This window comes from Paracidovorax valerianellae (assembly GCF_900102625.1).
Lineage (GTDB): Bacteria > Pseudomonadota > Gammaproteobacteria > Burkholderiales > Burkholderiaceae_C > Paracidovorax > Paracidovorax valerianellae.
Window position 1 is genome coordinate 59,151 of record NZ_FMZC01000015.1, and the last position, 22,520, is coordinate 81,670.

Here is a 22,520-nt window from a genome sequence, read left to right on the forward strand (position 1 = left end):
AGGATCGATGGCGCCGCTCGTGCCTCAAGCCGCCATCGCAGCAGAGGCCACCGCAGCCACTACCGAAGCGCTGGCACCACTGCCAGCCGTTGGCTCCAATGGATGCGCGCGCTCGGGCTGCCAGTGCAGGCGCACCGCATCGCCCACGCGGTAGGGGCGGGCCGCATAGGCGTCTTCGGACACCATCACCGAGTACGCGGCGGTGGTGCTGGACGACACCACGGCGCCCTCGTCCAGCAGGCCCAGCAACACATAGGTGCCCTGGTACTCGACGTCGGTCACGACCGCGCCCATGTGGCTGGCGCCGGCCGGCAATGCCTCGCCCACGGCAGCGATCCGCAAATGATCGGTGCGCACGCCCACCTTGCCGGTCGGCGTGGCAATCACGTTGTGCCCACCCATGAACCGCGCCACGAACTCGCTCGCGGGCCGGTTATAGACCTCGTGCGGCGAACCCACCTGCTCGATGCGGCCGTGGTTCATCACCACCATCGTGTCGGCCAGGGCCATCGCCTCTTCCTGCGAATGGGTCACATGGATGAAGGTCAGCCCCAGTTCCTTCTGCCAGCGCCGCAGCTCCGCCCGCATCTGGATGCGCAAAAAGGGATCGAGCGCCGACAGCGGCTCGTCCAGCAGCAGCACGCGCGGCTCGGTGATCAGCGCACGCGCCAGCGCCACGCGCTGCTGCTGCCCGCCCGACAGCTCGGCCGGCTTGCGGTCGGCCAGGTGCCCCATGGCGACGCGCTCCAGCAGCGCCCGCGCCCGGCCCTGCCGCTCGGCCTTGCCGATGCCTTTCATCTTGAGACTGAACGCCACGTTGTCCAGCGCGGACAGATGGGGAAACAGCGCAAAACTCTGGAACATCATTGCCGTCCCCCGTGCAGCGGCCGGCAGGTCGGTGATGTTGCGGTTTTCCAGCAGCACGTCGCCGCTGGTCACCGACTCATGCCCCGCGATCATCCGCAGCGTGGTGCTCTTGCCGCAGCCCGAAGGCCCCAGCAGGCAGCAGTAGCTGCCGCTGGCAATGCGCAGATCGATGGCATCGACGGCAGGCTTGCCCTGCGCGTACCGCTTGGTCAACGCAACGATTTCGATGGCGGCGGGGGCCGATGAGTAAGAGGTGGCGTCCATGCCAGGGCATTACGCAAAGGCCATGCCAGGCTGGAATACGGTTTTTGCACTGTTTTGTATACAAAAACAGATCGGATTCCAGGGTCGTGCACCGGTGTGGCGACGGCCAGCACCATGGACGTTATTTGCACCCAGGTTACGTGATTAATATGCAAATTAAGTAAGAGTACGTTGCAAAGGGACAATTACTTCGGAGGGACTTTTAAGATGCGCCGCGCGATTGCAGGAATAGAAAATCGACCGCAAGACGGTATCTATCTACAAAGGGAGAGCTCATGGGAAAAGATTTGAATGCTGCAGCACTTGCTGCGAATCGACTGGTAGCGAAACCCATCGCTCTCGACTCGCGGTACCCCGCAGCAGCTTGTTTCAAGCACATTCAGTTGACCGATATTCCAGCCGTCATGAACAAGAACGGATTTCGCATGGGAGCAGCACTGATGGAGCGATGGTTCATCGCTCCAGCTTTTTCAATGCCCATTTCATGGAAAGGTAGTGCACGTGCGGCACTCGATAACCGATCCCTTGACGGTCATCACGTTGACACCACGACTGTGAGCATGTCGTGGGCGCTGCGATTTGGACGAACGCAGGACACATTCGCTGAGTTGACGCGGGCTGTTCTCGGGCTGTCATCGATACAAAGCCTGAACAGGTCCAAAGAGGAATTGTTCAGCATGTTGAGACGCGCTGGAAAATTCGGCGCCCATGCCGCTACGTTCGGCGAAGGCCGGTCGGTAATCGAGCTTCACGAAACTGCCCATGTGAATGCACGTCCTGTCAGTTCCAACGGGTTGGAAAAACTCACTGACCCCATCGATGATCTCTACTGCGCGCTGGGCGCCTTCACCTTGCACGTTGCGGCTGAAGGCGTGATCAGTCCACTGAAAAGATCCGGCGTTCAAGCAACCCATCAAGTGGATATCCATGGCCTAGCTTTCTATATCAGGGATTGCTATGACTTTACGGATGACCAGCCTTTGGGAAACTGGGATGCCAGCGAAGTGCAAATGCTGCCCGCACGACATTTGCGCCTCGCCGAAAATGCGAGCTTTCGGCAATGGCGTGATCGGCACCAGCGCGGCGGTGACTTCATCATTTTTTCTGACATCCATCGGCAAAAGTTCAGCGCTCCACTGACTTGGTATTTCAAGGAATCTTGAGTGCCGACGTCACCAGAAAATGCGCGGACCATGGCCGAACCGCGATTGACCCCGCACGGCTGGCCGCGGTGGACCAAGCTAATACTCGCCATAGCTGCGGCATGTGTTTTTATTTCGCTGCTCATTTACAAAACGCCTGTCCTCTTTCTCATGGCGTATTCCAGTTGGTTCAGCACAGCGCAGCTGATTGAGACAGGTGAGTGCGGGAAAGGAGAGTACCGGCTGGAACTCTATAAGCACCGTAACGGCGATGGCTATTTCAAGCTCGTTGATCGTAATGGCCAGGTTTATGACGAATCATCGTTTTCCCAAGGTACGGACATCGGTGATTCCCGCTGGGCCCCGGACTGTTTCAGCGTCAATGTCGGCACGGATGGCGACCGCACAGATTTGAAGGTGCGTCCTTGAACGACCCGTCTTCGTCCAACGCAGGACGAACCGGGGCCGAGGAATGTGTGGGCTCGTCTCATGAGCCACATCGATACCCGCTCTACACCCGCCCATGAAATCCCACACCTCTTCCCTCTCCACCGACCGCTCTGCATTCCGCCAGCCACGCTTTTGGCAGACCTGCCCGCGATGGGCCCTGCTGCTCATGGCCGGCATTCCGCTGGCGGTACTGGCAGGCACATTGTTTTCCACCCGTGTTTTCAACACCGCTGAACGCATTCACACCGATGTCTGCGGCGGCAGCGATTACAGCCTGGAGTTCTACGACTACAGCGACGGTGCCGGCTACGTGAAACTGGTGGACCAGGCCGGGCGGTCGTATGGCCGCGCCGAGCATTCGGATGCCGATGCACTTCGGCCGGTGTGGGCCGACGATTGCCTGTCGGTCACGGTCAACACCGACCAGCGTCGCGTGCGGCTCGCGGTCAAGCCCTGAACGATCACCGAAAGCCCGCCCCCCAGGTGGACGGCGCGCTCCCCGCACTCACCCACCTGTGGCGCGTGCTGCAGGCAAGCGGCTGAACGCCAGCCGCCAGTTGGTGCGCCCATCGCCCAGCCGGTCCGCCAGGGCCGCATATTCCGGATCGTAGGCCGCGGCCAGGGACAGCAGCGGCAGGGCATCGCGCGGTTCGTACAGGCTGCCCACGACATGGCCACGCTCGCCGTTGTCCGAACGCGCCTTGTCGAACTTCACATCGCTGCGGACGAATTCGGCATGCGTCTTCTCGCCGTTCAGATACGGTTTGAGCCACGCCACGCTGTGGGCGATGGAGGCGCCGTTGGGCGCCTTCCAGTGGTAGAAATCTTCGCCCTGCTCTCCGAACGCCAGCGCCAGCGTCACGAGCGGGCGCAGGTCGTACACATGGTAGGAAAGCGCGTCGCGTTCTTGAAAGTCGACGCTTTCGCCGTTGGCGAGCAGGTTGTCGTTGATCTGCGCGCGCAGGCCATCGCGGGCATAGGCGATCAACCGCGCATCGCCCAGGGCGAAGCCGATGAGCCCGACGAGTTTCAGGCGGTGGCTGTGCCAGTTGTTGGTGGCGGTTTTCTTCTTCAGTTCACGCGAACCCATCTCGGCGCGGGCAATGCGCTGCATCCAGTCGTCGACCGTTTCCCGCGTGGCCGCCGGCACATCCGCCCGCACCAGGCGGTAGCCGAAGATGGCGGGCTCCAGGCCGGTTTCATCGATGGGCTGGCCGGTGGGGCGGTTCATCTGCGCCCAGCGAAGCAGATAGTCGCCCGCCTTTGTTGCGTAGCGGGCGTCGTGGTTCACCCGGTAGGTGATCGCCAGTGCCTGGATCTTGTCCATGTCCTGCAATCCGATGCCGGTCTGGGCCTTGAGCGGATCGCCCCGCAGCCGGCCGCCGGTGGTCAGCACGGCGACGGGTCGGGGCTCAGTTGCCAAAGCCGCATCGGCGATGCGTTGCTGGGCCGCGATGGCGGTGCGCCACGCAGGGACAGACGCGGATTGCTCCCGCGTCTGGTCCCATTGCCGGGCGGTAGGCCAAAGGGTTTGCGCGTGCGCCCATGGTGCGCAGGACAACGCGGCGACCGTTACAGCCGCCAGGGCAAGCGTGCGCCCCCGATCAAGAAATGGCATTGCATGCCGAACCGTCCACAGAGCCATGGGTATTGATCTTTCATGACGGATGAAAACCGCCGCAACCGCGGGGATCGCCTTGCAATGCACATCCGTTGAAGGGAGTGATGCCACCGGCCCGATGAGTGAGCCAATGGCCAAAAGATAGCGTCAGGAAACCCATGATGCGGGGAGCCAGCCCAGGCATTGCGTCGAACGGTTTCAGCCAGCGGTCGCCGGTGCTCCGTTTGCATGGCCACGCACTCCCATCGCCAGCAGTTGCAAAAAACCTGGCATTCGTGGTTCGCCAACCAAAAACGCAATTCCGCGTGCTCACCACGCAGTGCATGGCAACGACGTTTTGCGTGTATTGCTCACTCCGACGCCGAAACACCTACTTACATAAACGCGGCCGGCCGATAGCGGGGGCGCTCACGCCGCCGGTGCAGCAGCCGGCTTTCCTGCAGCGGCCATCGCGATCCCCAGCACCGCCAGCCCGCCCGTGAGCCCGACGATGGCCGACCACCCGCCGTGCTGCCAGAACCAGCCGCCCATCGATCCGACCACGCTCGAGCCCATGTAATAGAACCAAAGGTACAGCGAGGCGGCATGCCCCTTGGTGAGCCCGGCCAGCGGGCCGATGGATGCGCTGACGATCGAATGGCCGATGAAGAACCCCGTCGTCACCAGCGCGATGCCCGCGAACACGCCCCACAGCGAAGACGACAGCGTGAGCAGCGTGCCGCACAGCATGAAGGCGAAGCCTGCCGCCAATAACCCGCGCCGCCCCAGCCGGTCCGCCAACCGGCCGGCCACCGAAGACGACACGATGCCGAAGCCGAACACCAGGAACATCAGGCTGATCTGCGTCTGGCTCAGGCCGTACGGTGCACCGGACAGGCGGAACGTGGCGTAGTTGAACAGCGTGACGAAGATGCTGGTGAGCAAAAACCCGATGGCGAACAGCCGCAGCAGCCCGCGGTGGCGCAGGTGCCCACCCCAGGCCCGCAGGTGATAGCGGATCTGCACGCCGGGCTGGGGCGTGAAGTGGCGCGACCGCGGCAGCAGCGCCAGAAAGCCAATGGCCGACAGCAGGCACAAGGCGCCCAGGCAGCCGAGCGCGGCGCGCCAGCTCACCCATTCGGTGAGCACGCCCATGCCCACACGCCCCATCATTCCGCCGAACGCCGTGCCCGCCACATACAGGCCCATGGTGTGCGCCAGGTGGCGCGGATCGATCTCTTCGGCCAGGTAGGCGATGGCCACGGCCGGTACGCCGCCCAGCACCAGCCCCTCCAGTGCCCGGGCCACCAGCAGGCCATGCCAACTGGGAATCACGGCCGCCACGATGTTCAGCAACGACGCCAACGCCATCGAGGCGAACATCAGCCCCCGTCGCCCGAGGGCCTGCGAGAACGCGCCTGCCAGCACGATGGCCACGGCCAGCAGACCGGTGGTCAGCGACAGCGGCAATGCGCTCTGTGCGGGGCTGATGCCGAAAGAGCGGGCAAAGGCAGGCAGCAACGGCTGCACGCAATAGATCAATGAAAAGCTAGCGAAGCCAGCCAGGAACAAGGCCGCCGCAGCACGCCGGTACTCCGATGAACCGCGGACGATCCAGCCGGCGTCCGATGGGCCAGATGGATGCGACGCCGGCGGTGGCGTGGCGGCAGTCGCGGTGACGGGGGCGGTCAGTGAGGACATGGGTTCAGCGATGGATCAACAGCAAAGGGGCACGGCAAACAGCGCAGGAAACTTGAAAAATTTCAGGATCTAAGCCAGGACGCCCGCCAATCTAGGCGCTCTTCTCACATATGTCCAATATATGATTTGCCGCTTTTCCATACCCATAACAGATACCCGATGGAGTTGCGACACATCCGCTATTTCCTGGCCGTGGCCGAGGAAGGCAACTTCACCCGGGCTGCCGCAAGGCTGGGCATGGCGCAGCCACCGTTGAGCCTTCAGATCAAGGATCTGGAGCGCGAGGTCGGCGTGCCGCTCTTTCACCGCGTGCCGCACGGCGCGCAACTGACCGATGCGGGCCGCGCGTTCCTCGAAGGCGTGGGCGGCCTGCCTGCGCGCGCCGGCGACGCCGTGCGTGCCGCGCAGCGGGCGGCGCGCGGCGAGGCGGGCGTGCTGCACCTGGGCTTCACGGGGTCGTCCGCACTCAACCCGGTGGTCATCGAAGCCATCCGCTCGTACCGCCGGGGGTTCGCCCAAGTGGAACTCAAGATCGACGAGGGCAATTCGCTGACGCTGGTGGAGCGACTGCGCGACGGACGGCTGGACATCGCCATCCTGCGGCCCGACGGACTGGATGCCACGGGCCTGCGCTGGCACCGCTACCCGGACGAGCCATTGATCGTTGCGCTGCCGGCCAGCCACGCCGCCGCCAGGCGGGGGCCGCGCATCGACCTGCAGCCCTTGCATGGCGAGCCCTTCATCCTCACGCCCCGACCGCTCGGGCCCAGCCTGTTCGATGCCTCGGTGGCTGCCTGCCGCGCCGCGGGGTTCGAACCGGTCCTGGGGCCTACGGCACCGCAGATCGTTTCCATCCTGGCGCTGGTGGCGGCGGAACTGGGCGTGGCGCTTGTGCCGGCATCGATGCGGCACCTGGCTTTCAAGGGCGTGGCCTATCGTGCGCTGCACAGCCAGTCCGCCCGGGTCAGCCTGGCCATCGCCCACCGCGAAGGGGACCGATCGCCTTTCGTAGAACATTTCGTCGCGCTGGCGCGGCCGGACAGCGACGTGGAAAGGGACACGGGCGCTGGCCTGCCGTAGGGCCCTTCAGGCCGTCGCCTCAGTCCTTGCCCGAGACGCCCGCCTGTTCGAAGCTCGCCATCTCGCGCAGCACGGCGCAGGCGGACTGCAGCAGCGGCCACGCCAAGGCGGCGCCCGAGCCCTCCCCCAGCCGCAGGCCCAGGTCCACCAGCGGCTCGGCCTGCAACTCGCCCAGCAGCAGCGTATGGCCACGCTCGCCCGAGCGGTGCGCGAACACGCAGCGCTCCAGCACGGGGGGTGCCAGCCGGCTCGCCACCAGCACGGCAGCGCTGGTGATGAAGCCATCCACCACGATCACGCGGCGCTCGCTGGCGGCCTGCAACACCGCGCCCACCATCGTCGCCACTTCCAGCCCGCCCAAAGCGGCCAGCGCCTCCAGGGGCTGCGTCGCCCCGGCATTGGCGGCCAGCGCCTGTTGCAGCACTGCGCGCTTGCGCGCCACACCCTCCGCATCCAGCCCGGTGCCCGCACCGGTGCAATCGCCGATCGGCAGGCCGCACAGGCGCGACACCAGCAGCGACGCCACCGAGGTGTTGCCGATGCCCATTTCGCCCAGCAGCAGCGCATTGCCGGGCAGACCACGCACGATCTCGCAGCCGTTGGCGATGGCCTGGGCGCACTGGGCCTCGGTCATGGCCGGGCCCGCCGACGCATCGGCCGTGCCGGCTGCCACACGGGTGTGGCTGAGCAGGCGCGGCTGGCCGGGCGCGCTGTCGCGCGGCGCCATCGCGCGCGCCACGCCGCAATCGGCCACCGTGAGGGCGAGGCCGTGCTGGCGTGCCAGCACACTCACCGCCGCGCCGCCGGCCAGAAAGTTCTCCACCATTTGCCAGGTGACATCGCTCGGAAACGCCGACACGCCCCGCGCCGCCAAGCCATGGTCGGCAGCGCACACCAGCATCTGCGGCTGCTGCAGCACGGGCGCCTCGGTGCCCAGGATGCGGCCGATGCGCAGCGCCAGCGACTCCAGCCGGCCCAGGGCACCCAGCGGCTTGGTCTTGTGGTCCAGCAGGTGCTGCAGGCGCACTGCCAGGGCCTCTTCGGCCAGCGGGGGCACTTCGGGCAGCGTCAGGTCAACGGCATGGGCGGCAAGGGACATCGGTCATTCACTCCACGAAAGCAATCGAAAACAAAAAGGGGTAACGCACGGCGCCACAGGCTGCGTGGTGCATGCATTCGTCATGCACCCGATGCACCCCGGTGTGTGCGCAGCCACTCCGGACTGAACCAGGTGTCGATGCCGCCCGCCAGCCGGTCGAACACCGCATCGAGCGTGGGCACATCGGCGCCGAACAGCGCGCGCAATGCGCCTGCATCCTCGAACAGGCCATGCAGGTACAGCCCCAGCACATTGCCGCGCGCGTTCTGCCACGCCAGGCCAGGAATGATCTCGCGCGCCACATCGCCGGCTTCGGCCATTGCCGGGTGCTGCGCGGTCTGGCCGTGGTGAATCTCGTAGCCATGCACCGGTACGCCGGCCAGCGCCCGCCACGCCCCCTGCACGCCGCCGAATGCGGTGCGGGTGTGGCGCACGGTCTTGGCGGGCTCGAAGGCGGTGACCAGCGGCAGCAGGCCCAGGCCGGGCGCGTTGCCGTCCACGCCGTGCGTGTCGATCAGCGCCTCACCCAGCATCTGCAGACCGCCGCAGATGCCCAGCACCCGACCACCGCGCGCCGCATGGGCGGCCACCGCCGCATCCAGCCCCTGCGCGCGCAGCCAGGCCAGGTCGGCCGCCGTGGCCTTGGAGCCCGGCAGCACGATCCAGTCCGCCGCGGCCACGTCGGCGGGGCTGCGCGCCCACAGCAGGCGCACGCCGGGCACGGCCTTCAGGGGCTGGAATTCGTCGAGGTTGCTGATGCGCGGATACGCCACCACGGCGATGGTCGTGTGCACCGCGCCGCTGGCGCGGGAGGCATCGTCGAACACGCCGTCTTCCTCCGGCAGGCCGTGGTGCCACTGCATGGGAATGGTGGCCACGGTGGGCACGCCGGTGAGTTGCTGCAGCATCTCGGGGGCCGGAGCCAGCAGCGCCGCATCGCCACGGAACTTGTTGAGCACGAAGCCGTGGATCAACGCCCGCTCGTCCTCTGGCACCAGTGCCCAGGTGCCATACAGGTGGGCGAACGCGCCGCCCCGGTCGATGTCGGTCACCAGCAGGCAACTGGCATCCGCATGGCGCGCCACGCGCAGGTTGACCACGTCGCTCGCGTGCAGGTTGATCTCGGCGGGCGAGCCCGCGCCCTCGATCACGACCACGTCGTTCTCGGCGCGCAGTGCATCGAGCGCGGCGGCGATCTGGGGCCACACGCGGGCACTGCGGCCGCGCCAGGGCAAGGCGGACAATTCTTCGCTCACCTGCCCCATCAGCACCACCTGGCTTCGCGTGTCGGCCTCGGGTTTGAGCAGCAGCGGGTTCATGCGCACATCGGGCTCGGCCCGCGCGGCCAGGGCCTGAAAGTACTGCGCGCTGCCGATCTCGCCATAGCCGCCGCCCGGCCCGGCGACCACGCGTGCGTTGTTGCTCATGTTCTGCGCCTTGAACGGCGCCACCTTCAAACCCTGGTTGCTGTACCAGCGGCACAGGGCGGTGGCCAGCCAGCTCTTGCCGGCGCCACTGGTCGTGCCCAACACCATGACGCAACGCGCCGCCATGTCAGCGCCCGCCCCGCGCACTGCGGTGATCAGGGCGGCCAAGGCGGCCACATAGCGACAACGGAACGATGGGGTGAAGGACGGCGAAGGCGAAAGGAACGGAATGCACGGCGCAGTTCGAGGGGGCGAAGGAGCCGTATTGTCCCCCGGCCAGCACGCTCCGCGCACAGCCAGCACATGCCCGAACCGCTCCACCCTTTCTTGCGGTTCAATGGCGGCTTCGTTTCCATCCACAGGCCGTGCCCACCTGAGCGTTCATGCAGCGGGCCGGCCCCTTCCACCTGCGAGGCAACCCATGATTTCCGATTCCATCACCGGCCCTTTCGACGTCAAGACCGCGCCGCAGGCATTGAGCAACATCGCCGGCAGCAGCGGCCTTCTGCGCATGTCCCTCGACAAGCGCTTTCACGGCAGGCTGGACGCCACGAGCACGGGCGAAATGCTGGCGTTTCGCAGTGCCACCGCGGGGTCGGCCGGCTACGTCGCCATGGAAACCGTGCACGGCAGCCTGGATGGCCGGCGCGGCAGCTTCGTGCTGCAGCACAGCTCCACGATGGCGCGCGGCGTACCGGAGCAATCGATTGCGGTGGTGCCCGATTCAGGCACCGAAGCGCTCACCGGTCTGGCAGGCCACATGACCATCGACATCGCCGCCGACGGCGCGCATGCCTACCGGTTCGACTTCACCTTGCCGGACAGCGCCGGCTGACGCGGCTGCCCCACAGACCGCCAGCGGTCACGCGCCCTGCCCTCATTGCGGCGGCTGCCCGTTGGAGGCCGAAACACCACCGTCCACCGGCAGCACCACACCAGTGATGAAGCTCGCATCCGGGCTCGCCAGGAAGGCGATCACCGCCGCGATCTCTTCGGGTTGCGCGCCGCGGCCCAGCGGAATGCGCTCGGCGAATTTCTTCAACTGCTCCGGATCGCTCTCGATGTCTTTCGTCATGCCGGTGAACGTGAGGCTGGGCGCCACGGCGTTGATGCGCACGCCTTCCTTGCCGTAGTCCAGCGCCAGCGCTCGCGTGAAGTTGGACACCGCGCCCTTGGAAGCGTTGTAAAAGCTCATGTCCCAATCGCCGCCCAGACCCGACACCGATGACGTGTTGACGATGCAGCCTTTGGTCTTGAGCAGGTGCGGCATGGCGGCGCGCGCACCGTGGAACACGCCCGACACGTTGGTGGCCAGCGTGCGGCCCCAGTCGTCCAGGCTGGCTTCGGTCACCTTGCCCTGCACCGCAATGCCGGCGTTGTTGACCATCACATCCAATCGGCCGAAGCGCTCGACCGCAGCCGCCACCAGCGCCTGGACTGCAGCGTATTGCGACACATCTGCTACCTGGGCGAGCGTGCGGTCGGCCGGCAGGTCGGCGCGCGTGGCGGCCAGCTTGTCGTCGCTCAGGTCGGCGATGACGACCTTGGCACCCTCTTCGGAAAACCGCCGCGCCGTGGCGGCGCCGATGCCGGAACCAGCCCCCGTGACGATGACGACCTTGTCCGTGAAACGGTGCAACGATTGGGACGGCTGGGGCTGCGAAGGCGACTGGGATTGGGATTGGGCCATGGGAAATCCTTTCCTGATGATGTGAAAGCGCCACCGGGCCATGCGTATGACGGCCATTGCGTTTGCCAGCGAATCGCGGTGCAGCGAATCGTGAAGCACTGCGGGCTTTGCAGCGCGACAGCGACGCTCCGCCGTTCAACGCAGCCGCTGAGAGGTGCCCGGGTGGCGCGCCAGGAATGCATCTTTCAAGGCGCGCTCTGCACCAGGCATCGCCGAGGCGCCCGTTCGCCTGTCAGCCGGCACCGCACACGGCACGGCACAAAGCTGCGGCCAACCTGCCGCGCCGGCCCTCGACCTTCACCACCCCAGTTAAAGCAAAGGCCGAACCATGCGATCCATGATGTGCTCCAGCGCCACGCCCGCATCCGTGCAGCGGCCGGTGTGCACCGGAGAGGTCTGGATGATGCCGCTGCGCCGCGCGGTCAACCAGTGAAAGCGCCCACGGTAGGGCATCTGCGCAATGGGGCCGCAGCCCGCCTCGCCCGCGCAGATGGCGACGATGGCGGCCAGGTGCCGACGCACCGTCTCCAGGTCGGCGGCCGGGTCCATGGCCAGCAGGCGCGATTCGTCCAACGCCATGGCGGCCTGCAAGAAGCCGGTGCGCTGGCACGACAGGATGGCGCCGGCGTTGATGAACTCCTCGCGCTCTACACGCGGCACCACGCGCACGATGGCGTAGTCATAGACGTCAGCCGCGTGCATCGATCGCTCCTTGCAGCCAGGTCTGGCGGCCGGCCAGGCGCGCTGCGAAATAGTCCGCATAGGCCTGCCGATGGCTGGCCGGCGCGGCCAGCGGGTCGTCGGCATGGTCCACGCCAGCCAGCACCAGAAATTCGTCCGGCACCTCGGCCAGGATGCCCTGCAGCACCTCGGGCGTGAGGCGCGCGGCCAGCTCGGCATCGACCGCGGCCAGCGCCGTAGCGCGGGACAGCAGCACATGGTCGGCAATGGGCGCGAACGGCTTGGCCGGCAGGGCCACCGTGCCGTTCCACGCATGGTGGAACGTGAGCGCGGCGCCATGGTCGATCAGCCAGGGGTTGCGGTGCCACACCAGCAGGTTGGTGTTGCGCGCCGTGCGGTCCACGTTGCCCACGAAGGTGTCGAACCACACCAGGCGCGAGGCGAAATCATCGGTCACGCTGTCCACCGCCGGATCGAAATTGGCCGCGCCCGACAGATAGTCCAGCCCCACGTTCAGGCCATCGCTGGCGCGGATCAGGTCCTGGATCTCGGGATCGGGCTCGGTCTGCGCCAGGGCCGGGTCCAGTTGCGCCAGCACGATCTCAGGCACTGGCAAGCCGAGCGCGCGGGCGATGCCGCCAGCAATCATCTCGGCCAGCAGTGCCCGCACGCCCTGCCCCGCGCCACGGAACTTGAGCACGTACAGGCCCAGGTCGTCGCCCTCGACCACGGCGGGCATGGAGCCGCCTTCGCGCAAAGGCGTGACGTAGCGGCTGACGGTGATGGTGCGCATGGCGGGGAAGTCTCCTTGGAGCGATCGCTGGGTGAGGCGGAATGGTAGCGGCAGCGCTATCCATTCGACGCGGCGCCGGCGGGCATCCGCTGGATGCGCAGGCAGTCTCAAGCCTCCTGACGCAAACCATGGCCCTCCAGTGGCAATGAGTCGAGGTTGGCCGGCCAGAGAAAATAAGGCGAATGCGGTCCGCGCTCCACATGAACTGCGCCGATAGCGCGGGCCTTGCTCGTCAGCCCAAGGTCTCCTGCCTCACGCGGTTCCAGATAGCCGCACTGCTGCAGGCGTTCAATGCCAGCCGCCGTGGTCAATCCCCATTTTCGCGCCAGCTTGGAGGTTGGCAGTTTCTCGTTTTTATCGCTTTTGCCCGCGTTGGCTGCTAGAACCGGCTGCTGCGCGGCGAGGCCATCCATCGCGGCGGATGGCCGAGCGCTGTCGGCCCTTGGCAGCGCCTGAGACTGGGGTTTGGTGCCGACACCAGGAACCCGGGCAGCAGCCCGCTCAGGCCCCGCGTGGTAAACGGCCTCGGGTTCTTGCACCGCAAGCGTCTGCACAGGCTGGGCGGCCCCATACGGCTCCGGGGGTACTGGGGCGGCACTCGATACGGAAGGCACTTTGGGCAAACCGAATTTCGCGGGCCAGTCGAACGCCAGTGGCCGGTGCAGCTTGGCAATGGATCGAGCAAACTGCTCCAACGTTTCGGGGCCTACAACGCGCCACATGGAAAGCATTGCGGCCAAGCCGGACGCGTTATCGATCTGACGATCGATGGCAGAGCGCAACTGGTCGTTTTTCATCACCGTCTCCAATCCCGCGAAGGGCTTCTTCGGGCGGGTGATGCGAGCGTTCTGGCTGATGAGCACAGCGCTTTCAAACCGAGGCATCAGCTTGACCCCAAAGCGTTTTGGCAGCGGAACAACGGCGCCCTTAAGAAGCGATTGCAGCACCAGAATGTGGCGGCGGTTCTGCTCGATGGGCGAAGGGATGCCGCGAGGGCTTCCTGCGAAAAAGCTGGTGAACTCGCCCACTTCGTTCACCGCCACGCCTTGGTGGAAGCTCTTTGATTCGCAAACCCAGATCTCCAGCAAACGATTGATGAGCAGGTGGTCGATCTGCGCGACACGGCCTTTGTGCTCGATGCGCAGGTCGTGAATGACCGCCCAGTTCTGGGACGCTCTGTGGTCGAACTCGATCACGTAGGCCGCATCTTTCTCCGTTTTGGCTCCGGCCCGGATCATGCGAATTTCTCCGTCGATCTTGGCCTGGATCTGTGCCGTTGCCTGCGGATGACGCATCAGCGCCTCCAGAGCTTCGATGTCCTCACTCCGGTCTTGTGCACTCTTGATCAGCATTTTTAGAACTTTCTCCCTTTATTGATGGAATCTATGGCGGCGCGCCATGCCCGGGCCAGATCCTCGCACGCACTGGGTGCCAACACCCCCATCCGCACCCGCCCCGGCAAACCGAACGACGCGCAGTCCCGCAGCTTGATGCCGTGATCCCGCAAAGCCGCCAGCGCGGCCGGAAGGTCCGCCACCGCAGGCCGTGCGACGAAGTAATTGGCCTGGCTGCCCGGCTCCACCGACCAACCCAGCGATTCGCACAGCGCCTGCTGCTGCGCCTTCCAGCCGCGCAGCGTGTCCAGGCTGGCGCGCAGCCATTGCTGGGTGGCGGCTTGCGTCCAGGCGTCGAGCAGGGCCACGCCGTGGGCGCCGGTGGGCCAGGACGGGGCCAGCGCCTGCAGTGCGGCGATGCGGTGCAGGGGCTGGGCGTCGGGTGCGATGGCATAGGCCGCGCGCACGCCGGTCAGGCCCAGGGCCTTGTTCGGGGTCCACAGCTGCCAGGCGTTTTGGGGCATGGCGGTGGCGGTGCCTTCGAGCCGCAGCGGCACGTACGCGCAGTCGAGCACGCGCAGCGCGGCATCGTCCGCAGGCAATGCGCTCCACGCGGCCAGCGCCGGGTCCGGCGCACCGAGTGGGCTGGAGGGATCGCAGGCCCAGTGCAGGCCCGCGTCGTCATGGCCTGCATCGGCTGCACTGGCTGCGGCGTCTTCAGCCCGCACCACGTCCAGCCCCCATGCCTGCGCCGCGCGGGCGTAGTCCCCATAGCCATGCGCCGGCACCGCCACGGCGGGCGCGCCCTGCCGGGCGGCGAAGGCGGTGATGCGGTGGATGAATTCGCTGGCGCTGCCCGCGATCACGATGCGCGCCGGGTCCACGCCGTGGAACGAGCCCAGGCGCTCGCGCAGAGCGGTGTAGGCCGGGTCGGGGTAGCAGGTGGCGTCGGCGGCACGCAGCGCTTCGGCCGCCGTGGGGCACGGGCCGCAGGCGTTGCTGTTGGTGGAAAAGTCGTGCAGCGGCACGCCCCGCGCATCGGGGCCGCCATGCAGCGGGGCGTGCTGGGGAGCGTGCAGGGGCATGGGCGTCACATCCATCGCAGCAGCATGATTGCTATTAAAAAGTGAGCACACAGGGCAATGAATCCGCCGGCAATGACCACTTTCGATGCCCAATGCGCCGCCTGGGGCGTGTCATGCGCCGCGGGGCTGCGCCCGGGCGCATTCAGCGTGTACACGCCGGGCTTGGCCAAGTGCACGCCCAGCGCCAGCGCCATGGCGGCCATGGGCCAGCCGCTGTTGGGCGATGGCGTTCGCTGCGCTTCCGCGGCCAGCGTGCGCCAGCGCGGGCGGCCGGCCAGCGCCCACAGCAGGCAGGCGGTGATGCGCGCTGGCACCCACGAGAGCGCGTCGTCCGCCCGCGCCGCCCATTTGCCGGCCCACTGCCAGTAGCGCCCGCCGCGCATGCCGGGGTAGCCCCACATGGCGTCGGCCGTGTTGGCGAACCGGTAGAGCGCGGCGCCGGGCAGGCCCAGTAGCGCAAACCAGAACAGCGGCGCGACCACCGAGTCGTTGAGGTTTTCAGCGAGCGATTCGATCGCGCTTTCGCGCACCTGCGATGCGTCGAGCGCGTTCACGTCGCGGCTCACCAGCCGCGCCAGGCGAACCCGCCCGGCGTCCAGCGATTCGGCCAGGGCCGCCTCCACCGCCAGCACTTCGTCGCGCAGCATGCGCCAGGCCAGCAGCGGCTTGAGCAGCAACGCGATCAGCACTGCTGCCAGCCAAGGCGGCGCATACCGCAGCACCGCCACGTGCGCAGCGGCAGCCACTATCAAAACAATAGCTGCCAGCGCACACCAGAGCAGCGCTGCGAGCCAAAAAGACTTCAAGTCCCGCCCGGTGATGACCCGCGGCGCCGCCCGGTCGCCGCAGGCCTGGAGCGCGCGGCCCATCCAGACGACCGGGTGCACGGCCACGGGCGGCTCACCCCAGAAGCGGTCGATCGCCAGCGCCAGCGGCACGGCCGCGGCAGGAGCCAGGGCCATGGGCCACACGGCCATGAACGCGCTGGCGGCGCTGCTCGCGGCGTCCATCAGCGGTCCGCCTCTCCGTTGGCGCCAGGGTTTGGGCCGGCCGCGCCCAGCGGCGGCTCGGGCAGCGCGCCACCCAGCCACGGCGCCGGCTGGCCCCAGGCGTTGTCGAACACCACGGCCTCCAGCGGCGCCCGGCGCGCCCAGCGCTCTCGCTGCAGCATGGGCTCTTCATAAAAACCGTGCACCGGCCCGATCGACAACAGCGCCACCGCCTCGGCGCCGGGTGGCAGGCCCAGCAGATCGCCAACGGCTACGGGATCGAACATCGACACCCAGCCCATGCCCAGCCCTTCGGCGCGCGCGGCCAGCCAGAGGTTCTGGATGGCGCAGGCGACCGAGGCCAGGTCCATCTGCGGCAATGTGCGGCGGCCGAACACATGGGCCTCGCGCCCGTCGGCCAGGGCCACGGCAATGCACTCGGCCGCATCGCGCAGGCCTTCGACCTTCAGCCGCAGAAATTCGCCGCCGCGTTCGCCCAGGGCTTCGGCGGTGCATCGGCGCTCGGCTTCAACGCAGGCGTGCAGGCGCTCGCGCAGCGCCGGATCGGCCACGCGGATGAAGCGCCACGGCTGCATGAACCCCACGCTGGGCCCCAGGTGCGCGGCCTGCAGCAGCCGCGCCAACACCTCGGGCGCGACCTGGCCACCGGCGAAGTGGCGCATGTCGCGCCGCTCGCGAATGGCGCGGTACACGGCCTCGCGCTCCTGCGGGGAAAACGCCGTGCCGGGCGGGGGTCCGCCGTGCGCGGCATCCACCGGCGAAGCGTCGGCGGGAAGCATGGTGGCACCGGCAGGAGGAATGGCGGGCGCAGTCACGGCGTGGGCGTCACGGGAGAAGTCGCGATGGTCGCGGTGGCCGCTCAATCCTCGATGCCGCGCTGCGCCGGCACACCGGCCTGGAACGCATGCTTGATGAGGCCCATCTCGGTCACGGTGTCGGCGATTTCGATCACCTCGGGCGGGCAGCGGCGGCCGGTGAGCACCACGTGCACGTGGCGCGGGCGGTCGCGCAGTACCTGCAGCACCTCCTCCAGCGGCAGCCAGCCGTAGATGAGCGGATAGGTGATCTCGTCCAGCACCACCAGGAAGAACTCGCCGCCCAGCACGGCGGCGCGGGCGCGCTCCCAGCCGGCGCGGGCCAGTTCGGCCGACTGGTCGATGTCGCGGCTCTTCCAGGTGAAGCCGTCGCCCAGGCCTTCGATGGGAATGCCCAGTTGCTCGAACATGCGGTGCTCGCCGAAGCGCGCGGTGGGCACTTTCATGAACTGGAAGATCTTGACGGGCTTGCCACGGCCGTGGGCGCGCAGCGCCAGGCCGAAGGCGGCGGTGCTCTTGCCCTTGCCGTTGCCGGTGTTCACCAGCACGATGCCGCGGCGTTCGCCATCGGGTTTTTCGGAGCGCCGTTCGGCGGGAGGGGTTTCGATCTGCATGCGCGATTCTCGGGTCGGGTCGAAAAATTCTGGGTTTGGCGAAGGGGAGGCAGGCGGCGGCGTGGTGCGGTTCGGTGCAGTTAAAGGCGTTGCGGTCGGCGCGACTCAGCGGTCGATGCGCGGCAACGACACCCACATGCCCGCCACCTGCTGCACGTGGATGCGCTGGTCGAACACGGCCTGCAGCGCGGCGTGCGTGGCCGGGTCGGCGCAGGCGCCGTGGTGCACGATGCGCCCGCTGGCCATGATGGCCATGTCGTCGGCCTGCAGCGCCAGCGACACCTCGTGCAGCACGCTCACCACCGTGCCGCCGCCAGCGGCCAGCGCGCGCATGGCGTGCAGCCAGTCGGCCTGGTGCGGCGGGTCGAGGTTGGCCAGGGGCTCGTCCATCAGCAGCACGTCGGCCTGCACAGCGAGCGCCCGGGCCAGCAGCACGCGCTGGCGTTCGCCGCCCGACAGCTGGCCGAGCGGCCGATGCCGCCATTCCCAAGCCTGCGTGGTGCGCAGAGCCTGCTCCACGGCGGCATGGTCGGCGGGGCTGGCCGGGGCCATCCAGCGCTGGTGCGGCAGGCGCCCGAGCATGGCCACGTCGTAGGCGGTCAGGTCGTCCGCCGAGGCCTCGTTCTGCCCCAGCCAGGCGAGCCGGCGCGCGCGCTCGCGGGCCGGCATGGCCAGCAGCGGCTGGCCCAACAAGTGCACTTCGCCCTGCACCGACGCGCCGCGCAGCAGGCCGGCGAGCACCTTGAGCAGCGTCGATTTGCCGGCGCCGTTGGGGCCGACCACGCTGGTCCAGCGGCCCGCCGGCACCGCAAGGGCGATGCCGTTCAGGACCGTGGCGTTTCCGATGCGCGCCGTGATGTTGCTGGCCTGCAGCGCTGTCTTCGTCATAGCGAATGCCCCAGGGCCGATTGCCGGTGCATGAGCCACAGCAGGTAGGTGCCACCCAGCGCTGCGGTGAGCACGCCCACTGGCAGCTCCTGCGGCGCCAGCAGCCACCGCGCCAGGATGTCGGCCGCCAGCAGCAGCGCCGCGCCCATCAGGCTGGAAAGCGCGATGTGCCGCTGGTGCGTCGCCTTGACGATGGAACGCACGAGGTGCGGCGCAGCCAGTCCCACGAATGCGATCAGCCCGGTCTGCGCCACGGCCGTGCCGGTGGCCAGCGCCATGGCCGCCACCAGCCCCGCCCGCATCGGGCCGAGCGGCAGGCCCAGGCTGGCGGCCGTGGCCTCGCCCAGCGTGAGGCCGTCGAGCGCGCGCGACAGCGTCCATGCGGCGATGCTGCACAGGCACCAGGCGCCGGCCATGAGGGCGCATGACACCCAGCCGACGAAACTGGTGCTGCCCAGCGTGAAGGCCTGCATGGCCTGCAGGATTTCGGGCGACGCCAGTTCCACCAGGTCGCGCAGTGCGCCCAGCACCACGCCCACGATCACGCCGGCCAGCAGCAGCCGCAGCGTGTGCTGCACGCCGCGCGCGAGCAACAGGGTGAGGGCGACGGCCCCCGCCGCGCCGAGAAACGCCATGCCGGTCACGCCCAGCCGCGCCAGCCACTGCGCCGCCATGGGCGAGACGCCGAACAGCGCCATCGCCACCGCGCCGCCCAGCGCCGCGCCCGAGGCCGAGCCCAGCAGGTACGGATCGGCCAGCGGGTTGCGAAACAGCCCCTGCGCCACCGCGCCCGCCAGCCCCAGCAGCGCGCCGGCGAGCCAGGCACCCAGCGTGCGCGGCAGGCGGATCTCCCACACGATCTGCCACGCCACCGGGTCCTTCCCCATGCGCAGCAAACTCTCGAAACCAGTGCTGCCGACGCACGCGCCCGCTACCAGCAGCGCGGCACTCACGATCAGCAGGCCGGCTCCCAGCCATGCGGCGCGGCGCCGTCCCGGGGCTGCGGCACCGTTCATGGCGCCTTGTCCGCCAGGCAGCGGGCCATGAGCCGCGCGGCTTCGGCCATCCGCGGGCCGGGCCGCACCACCACGTCGGCTTCGCCAGGACCGAAGAGGCACATGCGGTCTTCGCGCACGGCCTTGAGGCTGTTCCAGCCCGGGTACAGCGCCATGGCCTGCATGCTGCGGTTGCCCACCATGATCACGTCGGGCCGCGCCCGCACGACGAACTCCGGGTTCAGCCGAGGGAACGGTCCCAGCTCGGGCGGCACCACGTTGCGCGCCCCCAGACGCGTCAGCGTCTCGCCGATGAACGACGCCGTGCCCGCCGCATACGGCCCCCGGCTCACTTCGAAATACACGCGGGCGCCGCGCGCGCGGGCCGGCAGCGACTGCGTGGCCGCCTGCACGCCGGCATCGATCACGCGCCACAGCCGGTCGGCGCCCTGCGCTGGCGGCACAGCCAGCAACTGGCCCAGCGTGGCGAGCACGCGGCGCACGTCGGCATGGGTCTTGGGTTCCAACGCCACGACCTTGAGGCCCAGCGCTTCCAGCCGGTCGCTGGCACGCGAGCTGGTGGCCAGCAGCACCACGTCGGGCTGCAGGGCGACGATGGCCTCGATGTTCGGATCGATGCCGCCGCCCACCTGGGGCAGGCGCTGCACGGCTTCGGGCCAATTGGAATAGCGGTCCACGCCCACCAGGCGCTGGCATTGCTGCAGTTCGCACACGCTTTCGGTCAATGAGGGCAGCAGGCTCACGATGCGCTGCGGCGGCTGCGCGAACGCCACGGTGCGCCCGCGCGCATCGGTCACCTCGAACGGCGCGGCCGTGGCGGCACCGGCCCAGGCAACGAGCGTGGCCAGTGCGAAGGCTTGCCCCAGCGACAGGCGTGCGGCAAGGCGGCCCGAGCGGCGCAGCCGCTGCAACAACCGCCGGACAGACAAGGCGACAGAGGAAGCGAAAGAGAAATTCATGGCCCGTCCTTCAGCGTGAGCGGCAGCCCCGCCGCCACCAGGGTGACGCGCTGGCAGGCCTCGGCCGTGCGCTGGTTGAGCACGCCCAGCGCATCGACGAAGGCGCGCACTTCGCGCCCCATCGGAATCACGCCCAGGCCGATCTCATTGCCCACCAGCACCACGGGGCCGGGGGCCTGGCGGATTGCTCCTAAAAACATAGCGCACTGCCCTAGCCAATCCTGCGCTGGAGGCTGTTTTGGCTTCAACCCTTCATCGGGCGTGGCGGGCATCAGCCAATTGGTGAGCCAGAGCGTGAGGCAGTCCACCACGATCATCGTGTCGGCACCGCCGTGGCTAGCCAGGGCGCGGGCCAGGTCGAGCGGCTCTTCCAGCGTCTGCAGGCCGGGCACGCGCTCGGCACGGTCGCGCTGGTGGCGCGCGATGCGTTCGCGCATCTCGTCGTCCCACGGCTGGCCGGTGGCGATCAGCAGCGCGCGGTGCGTGGGCGAATCGGCCAGCCACTGGCGCGCCAGCAGTTCGGCGCGGCGGGATTTACCGCTTTTCTGGCCGCCCAGGATCAGCTCGCTCGGCGCGATGGTGCCGGGTCCGGTCATGCGTGGTTCTCTGTTGCCGGCGCCGCGCCCAGCAGGGCCGCCACCGCCCGAGGGCTCGACGGAAACCACGCGTGAAAGTAGCTGGAGTGAATGCTGCCGTGCCGGTACAGCGCCTCGCCCGGGCCGGGCGGACCCGCGTGCGCGGGGCGTTCCGTGCGCGCGCGCACCAGGGCCGGGCTTTCGCAGGTGGAATAGTGAAAGGTATGGCCGCGCAGCACGTGGCCGTCCACCGCGAGTTGCTGCGGACCCAGCGCGGCCAGCCGCTTTTGCATGGCCACGCGGCCGGGCAGCAGTCCCCACAGGGGCCGCTGCTGGCCGTCGGCCAGGGTGATCGATTCGAACAGGGCCATCATGCCGCCGCATTCTGCCCACACCGCGCGGCCGGCCTCCACGTGCGCCCGCAGGCTCGCCTGCATGCCGGTCTGGGCGGCAAGGCGGTCGGCGTGCAACTCGGGGTAGCCACCGGGCAGCCACACGGCATCGCACGGCGGCAGCGCGGCATCGGCCAAGGGCGAAAACCGCACCACCTGAGCGCCCAGCGCCCGCAGCGTGTCCAGGTTGGCCTGATAGATGAAGCAGAACGCCGCATCGTCGGCCACCGCCACGGTGCGGCCTTCGAGCAGCCGCGGCACCGGATCGGCGGCCGTGGGCGCTGCGAAGCGAACGGCCCAGCGCTGCAGATCGTCGGGCGACAGGCGGCCCAGCGGCGTGCCGGCCAGCGCATCGGCCGCGGCGTCCAGCCGGGCCAGGCCGTCGGCCAGCTCGTGTGCGGCGACCAGGCCGAGGTGGCGCTCGGGCAGCAGCCCGGCCCGCGACCGCGCTGCGGCGGGGACGGCTGTAAAAGCGCCGTCCTGCGGCAAGGCCGATGGCTGTACGCGCGGCAAAGCACCCAGCCAGTCTTGCGGGTCGTTCAGCCCGGCGCGCAGCAGGTCGGCATGGCGTTCGGTCGCCACGCGGTTGGCCAGCACGCCGGCCCACGGCAGGCCGGCGCGGTAGTGCCGCAGGCCGTGCACGATCGCGCCCAGCGTGCCGCCCATGGCGGATGCGTCCACCACGGCCAGCACCGGCAGGCCGAAACGCTGCGCGAGGTCGGCCAGGCTGGGCGCACCGTCGAAGAGGCCCATCACGCCTTCGATGAGGATCAGGTCGGCATCGCACGCGGCCGCGTGCAGGCGCTGCGCGATGTCCGCCTCGCCCGTCATCCACAGGTCGATCTGGTGCACCGGGGCGCCGCTGGCCAGCTGGTGCCAGCAGGGGTCGAGAAAATCAGGCCCGCACTTGAATACCCGCACCCGCCGCCCCTGGCGCGCATGCAGCCGCGCGAGCGCCGCGGTCACAGTGGTCTTGCCCTGGCCCGAGGCGGGCGCAGCAATGGCAATGGCCGGGCAGCACACGCTGCCCGCCATGCC

23 protein-coding genes are annotated in these 22,520 nt (G+C 68.2%); 5 read left to right on the forward strand and 18 right to left on the reverse strand.

Annotation, left to right across the window (positions count from 1 at the left end):
• Positions 1–24: 24 nt before the first annotated feature.
• Positions 25–1,131, reverse strand: a complete 1,107-nt coding sequence (locus tag BLT03_RS19480; protein ID WP_092745433.1) for an ABC transporter ATP-binding protein — start codon at positions 1,129–1,131, stop codon at positions 25–27.
• Between the two features lie 275 nt (positions 1,132–1,406).
• Here BLT03_RS19480 and BLT03_RS24075 point away from each other — a divergent pair, with 275 nt between their 5' ends.
• From BLT03_RS24075 to BLT03_RS19500, 3 genes are all read left to right on the forward strand, one after another.
• Positions 1,407–2,294, forward strand: a complete 888-nt coding sequence (locus tag BLT03_RS24075) for a DUF6402 family protein (RefSeq protein WP_139160451.1) — start codon at positions 1,407–1,409, stop codon at positions 2,292–2,294.
• Complete coding sequence (locus BLT03_RS24080) at positions 2,295–2,702, forward strand: hypothetical protein (RefSeq protein ID WP_139160452.1); 408 nt, start codon at positions 2,295–2,297, stop codon at positions 2,700–2,702. It abuts the gene before it with no gap.
• 94 nt (positions 2,703–2,796) lie between these two features.
• On the forward strand, positions 2,797–3,180 hold the full coding sequence (locus BLT03_RS19500) for a hypothetical protein (RefSeq protein WP_139160453.1): 384 nt from the start codon (positions 2,797–2,799) through the stop codon (positions 3,178–3,180).
• A 48-nt stretch (positions 3,181–3,228) separates the two neighbouring features.
• Here BLT03_RS19500 and BLT03_RS19505 read toward each other — a convergent pair whose 3' ends face one another.
• Together BLT03_RS19505 and BLT03_RS19510 are read right to left on the reverse strand one after the other, a co-directional pair.
• Positions 3,229–4,341: an alginate lyase family protein gene (locus tag BLT03_RS19505; RefSeq protein WP_092745438.1), complete on the reverse strand. Its 1,113-nt coding sequence runs from the start codon at positions 4,339–4,341 to the stop codon at positions 3,229–3,231.
• Positions 4,342–4,752: 411 nt separating this feature from the next.
• Positions 4,753–6,024, reverse strand: a complete 1,272-nt coding sequence (locus BLT03_RS19510) for an MFS transporter (protein ID WP_092745439.1) — start codon at positions 6,022–6,024, stop codon at positions 4,753–4,755.
• Between the two features lie 159 nt (positions 6,025–6,183).
• Here BLT03_RS19510 and BLT03_RS19515 point away from each other — a divergent pair, with 159 nt between their 5' ends.
• Complete coding sequence (locus BLT03_RS19515) at positions 6,184–7,104, forward strand: LysR family transcriptional regulator (RefSeq protein ID WP_092745440.1); 921 nt, start codon at positions 6,184–6,186, stop codon at positions 7,102–7,104.
• A 19-nt stretch (positions 7,105–7,123) separates the two neighbouring features.
• On the opposite strand, the gene cobT is transcribed toward BLT03_RS19515, so the two are convergent.
• Both cobT and BLT03_RS19525 read right to left on the reverse strand, forming a co-directional pair.
• Positions 7,124–8,203, reverse strand: a complete 1,080-nt coding sequence (gene cobT / locus BLT03_RS19520) for a nicotinate-nucleotide--dimethylbenzimidazole phosphoribosyltransferase (RefSeq protein WP_092745441.1) — start codon at positions 8,201–8,203, stop codon at positions 7,124–7,126.
• An 80-nt stretch (positions 8,204–8,283) separates the two neighbouring features.
• Positions 8,284–9,756: a cobyric acid synthase gene (locus tag BLT03_RS19525; protein ID WP_092745472.1), complete on the reverse strand. Its 1,473-nt coding sequence runs from the start codon at positions 9,754–9,756 to the stop codon at positions 8,284–8,286.
• Between the two features lie 295 nt (positions 9,757–10,051).
• On the opposite strand from BLT03_RS19525, the gene BLT03_RS19530 reads away from it, so the two are divergent.
• A complete protein-coding gene (locus tag BLT03_RS19530) occupies positions 10,052–10,465 on the forward strand; it encodes a DUF3224 domain-containing protein (RefSeq protein ID WP_092745442.1) in 414 nt (137 codons plus the stop codon).
• Between the two features lie 42 nt (positions 10,466–10,507).
• Here the strand turns inward: BLT03_RS19530 and budC are convergent, their stop codons facing one another.
• From budC to BLT03_RS19595, 13 genes are all read right to left on the reverse strand, one after another.
• Positions 10,508–11,320, reverse strand: coding sequence for a meso-2,3-butanediol dehydrogenase (budC, locus tag BLT03_RS19535; protein ID WP_092745473.1), 813 nt, complete (start codon positions 11,318–11,320; stop codon positions 10,508–10,510).
• A 309-nt stretch (positions 11,321–11,629) separates the two neighbouring features.
• Positions 11,630–12,022: a DUF3037 domain-containing protein gene (locus BLT03_RS19540; RefSeq protein WP_092745443.1), complete on the reverse strand. Its 393-nt coding sequence runs from the start codon at positions 12,020–12,022 to the stop codon at positions 11,630–11,632.
• Positions 12,009–12,794 (reverse strand): HipA family kinase, encoded by a 786-nt coding sequence (locus tag BLT03_RS19545; RefSeq protein WP_092745444.1) that lies wholly within the window; start codon positions 12,792–12,794, stop codon positions 12,009–12,011. The genes BLT03_RS19540 and BLT03_RS19545 overlap by 14 nt, the downstream gene beginning before the upstream one ends.
• Before the next feature lie 107 nt (positions 12,795–12,901).
• Entirely contained in the window at positions 12,902–14,146 is a 1,245-nt protein-coding gene (locus BLT03_RS19550) for a nuclease-related domain-containing protein (RefSeq protein ID WP_092745445.1), read from the reverse strand.
• A gap of 2 nt (positions 14,147–14,148) precedes the next feature.
• Positions 14,149–15,213, reverse strand: coding sequence for an aminotransferase class I/II-fold pyridoxal phosphate-dependent enzyme (locus BLT03_RS19555; RefSeq protein ID WP_092745474.1), 1,065 nt, complete (start codon positions 15,211–15,213; stop codon positions 14,149–14,151).
• Positions 15,214–15,218: 5 nt separating this feature from the next.
• Positions 15,219–16,223 carry an adenosylcobinamide-phosphate synthase CbiB gene (cbiB, locus tag BLT03_RS19560; protein ID WP_434802416.1) on the reverse strand — a complete coding sequence of 335 codons (1,005 nt, stop codon included), beginning with the start codon at positions 16,221–16,223 and terminating at the stop codon, positions 15,219–15,221.
• The gene (gene bluB, locus BLT03_RS19565; protein ID WP_092745476.1) at positions 16,223–17,002 is read right to left on the reverse strand and encodes a 5,6-dimethylbenzimidazole synthase; all 780 of its coding nucleotides are present in this window, start codon (positions 17,000–17,002) and stop codon (positions 16,223–16,225) included. Before bluB ends, cbiB begins: the two co-directional genes overlap by 1 nt.
• An 80-nt stretch (positions 17,003–17,082) precedes the next feature.
• The gene (gene cobO, locus BLT03_RS19570) at positions 17,083–17,652 is read right to left on the reverse strand and encodes a cob(I)yrinic acid a,c-diamide adenosyltransferase (RefSeq protein ID WP_092745446.1); all 570 of its coding nucleotides are present in this window, start codon (positions 17,650–17,652) and stop codon (positions 17,083–17,085) included.
• 105 nt (positions 17,653–17,757) lie between these two features.
• On the reverse strand, positions 17,758–18,540 hold the full coding sequence (locus BLT03_RS19575; RefSeq protein WP_092745447.1) for an ABC transporter ATP-binding protein: 783 nt from the start codon (positions 18,538–18,540) through the stop codon (positions 17,758–17,760).
• A complete protein-coding gene (locus tag BLT03_RS19580; protein ID WP_092745448.1) occupies positions 18,537–19,556 on the reverse strand; it encodes a FecCD family ABC transporter permease in 1,020 nt (339 codons plus the stop codon). Before BLT03_RS19580 ends, BLT03_RS19575 begins: the two co-directional genes overlap by 4 nt.
• Positions 19,553–20,515: an ABC transporter substrate-binding protein gene (locus BLT03_RS19585; RefSeq protein ID WP_092745449.1), complete on the reverse strand. Its 963-nt coding sequence runs from the start codon at positions 20,513–20,515 to the stop codon at positions 19,553–19,555. The genes BLT03_RS19580 and BLT03_RS19585 overlap by 4 nt, the downstream gene beginning before the upstream one ends.
• On the reverse strand, positions 20,512–21,111 hold the full coding sequence (locus BLT03_RS19590; protein WP_092745450.1) for a bifunctional adenosylcobinamide kinase/adenosylcobinamide-phosphate guanylyltransferase: 600 nt from the start codon (positions 21,109–21,111) through the stop codon (positions 20,512–20,514). Before BLT03_RS19590 ends, BLT03_RS19585 begins: the two co-directional genes overlap by 4 nt.
• Complete coding sequence (locus BLT03_RS19595; RefSeq protein WP_092745477.1) at positions 21,108–22,517, reverse strand: nucleotide-binding protein; 1,410 nt, start codon at positions 22,515–22,517, stop codon at positions 21,108–21,110. Before BLT03_RS19595 ends, BLT03_RS19590 begins: the two co-directional genes overlap by 4 nt.
• Positions 22,518–22,520: the final 3 nt, after the last annotated feature.

Bases quoted from the DNA above. Each gene is read 5' to 3' on its own strand.
- BLT03_RS19480 (WP_092745433.1), bottom strand. From the start codon at position 1,131: ATGGACGCCACCTCTTACTCATCGGCCCCCGCCGCCATCGAAATCGTT.
- BLT03_RS24075 (WP_139160451.1), top strand. From the start codon at position 1,407: ATGGGAAAAGATTTGAATGCTGCAGCACTTGCTGCGAATCGACTGGTA.
- BLT03_RS19500 (WP_139160453.1), top strand. From the start codon at position 2,797: ATGAAATCCCACACCTCTTCCCTCTCCACCGACCGCTCTGCATTCCGC.
- BLT03_RS19505 (WP_092745438.1), bottom strand. From the start codon at position 4,341: ATGCCATTTCTTGATCGGGGGCGCACGCTTGCCCTGGCGGCTGTAACG.
- BLT03_RS19510 (WP_092745439.1), bottom strand. From the start codon at position 6,024: ATGTCCTCACTGACCGCCCCCGTCACCGCGACTGCCGCCACGCCACCG.
- BLT03_RS19515 (WP_092745440.1), top strand. From the start codon at position 6,184: ATGGAGTTGCGACACATCCGCTATTTCCTGGCCGTGGCCGAGGAAGGC.
- cobT (WP_092745441.1), bottom strand. From the start codon at position 8,203: ATGTCCCTTGCCGCCCATGCCGTTGACCTGACGCTGCCCGAAGTGCCC.
- BLT03_RS19525 (WP_092745472.1), bottom strand. From the start codon at position 9,756: ATGGCGGCGCGTTGCGTCATGGTGTTGGGCACGACCAGTGGCGCCGGC.
- BLT03_RS19530 (WP_092745442.1), top strand. From the start codon at position 10,052: ATGATTTCCGATTCCATCACCGGCCCTTTCGACGTCAAGACCGCGCCG.
- budC (WP_092745473.1), bottom strand. From the start codon at position 11,320: ATGGCCCAATCCCAATCCCAGTCGCCTTCGCAGCCCCAGCCGTCCCAA.
- BLT03_RS19540 (WP_092745443.1), bottom strand. From the start codon at position 12,022: ATGCACGCGGCTGACGTCTATGACTACGCCATCGTGCGCGTGGTGCCG.
- BLT03_RS19545 (WP_092745444.1), bottom strand. From the start codon at position 12,794: ATGCGCACCATCACCGTCAGCCGCTACGTCACGCCTTTGCGCGAAGGC.
- BLT03_RS19550 (WP_092745445.1), bottom strand. From the start codon at position 14,146: ATGCTGATCAAGAGTGCACAAGACCGGAGTGAGGACATCGAAGCTCTG.
- BLT03_RS19555 (WP_092745474.1), bottom strand. From the start codon at position 15,213: ATGCCCCTGCACGCTCCCCAGCACGCCCCGCTGCATGGCGGCCCCGAT.
- cbiB (WP_434802416.1), bottom strand. From the start codon at position 16,223: ATGGACGCCGCGAGCAGCGCCGCCAGCGCGTTCATGGCCGTGTGGCCC.
- bluB (WP_092745476.1), bottom strand. From the start codon at position 17,002: ATGCTTCCCGCCGACGCTTCGCCGGTGGATGCCGCGCACGGCGGACCC.
- cobO (WP_092745446.1), bottom strand. From the start codon at position 17,652: ATGCAGATCGAAACCCCTCCCGCCGAACGGCGCTCCGAAAAACCCGAT.
- BLT03_RS19575 (WP_092745447.1), bottom strand. From the start codon at position 18,540: ATGACGAAGACAGCGCTGCAGGCCAGCAACATCACGGCGCGCATCGGA.
- BLT03_RS19580 (WP_092745448.1), bottom strand. From the start codon at position 19,556: ATGAACGGTGCCGCAGCCCCGGGACGGCGCCGCGCCGCATGGCTGGGA.
- BLT03_RS19585 (WP_092745449.1), bottom strand. From the start codon at position 20,515: ATGAATTTCTCTTTCGCTTCCTCTGTCGCCTTGTCTGTCCGGCGGTTG.
- BLT03_RS19590 (WP_092745450.1), bottom strand. From the start codon at position 21,111: ATGACCGGACCCGGCACCATCGCGCCGAGCGAGCTGATCCTGGGCGGC.
- BLT03_RS19595 (WP_092745477.1), bottom strand. From the start codon at position 22,517: ATGGCGGGCAGCGTGTGCTGCCCGGCCATTGCCATTGCTGCGCCCGCC.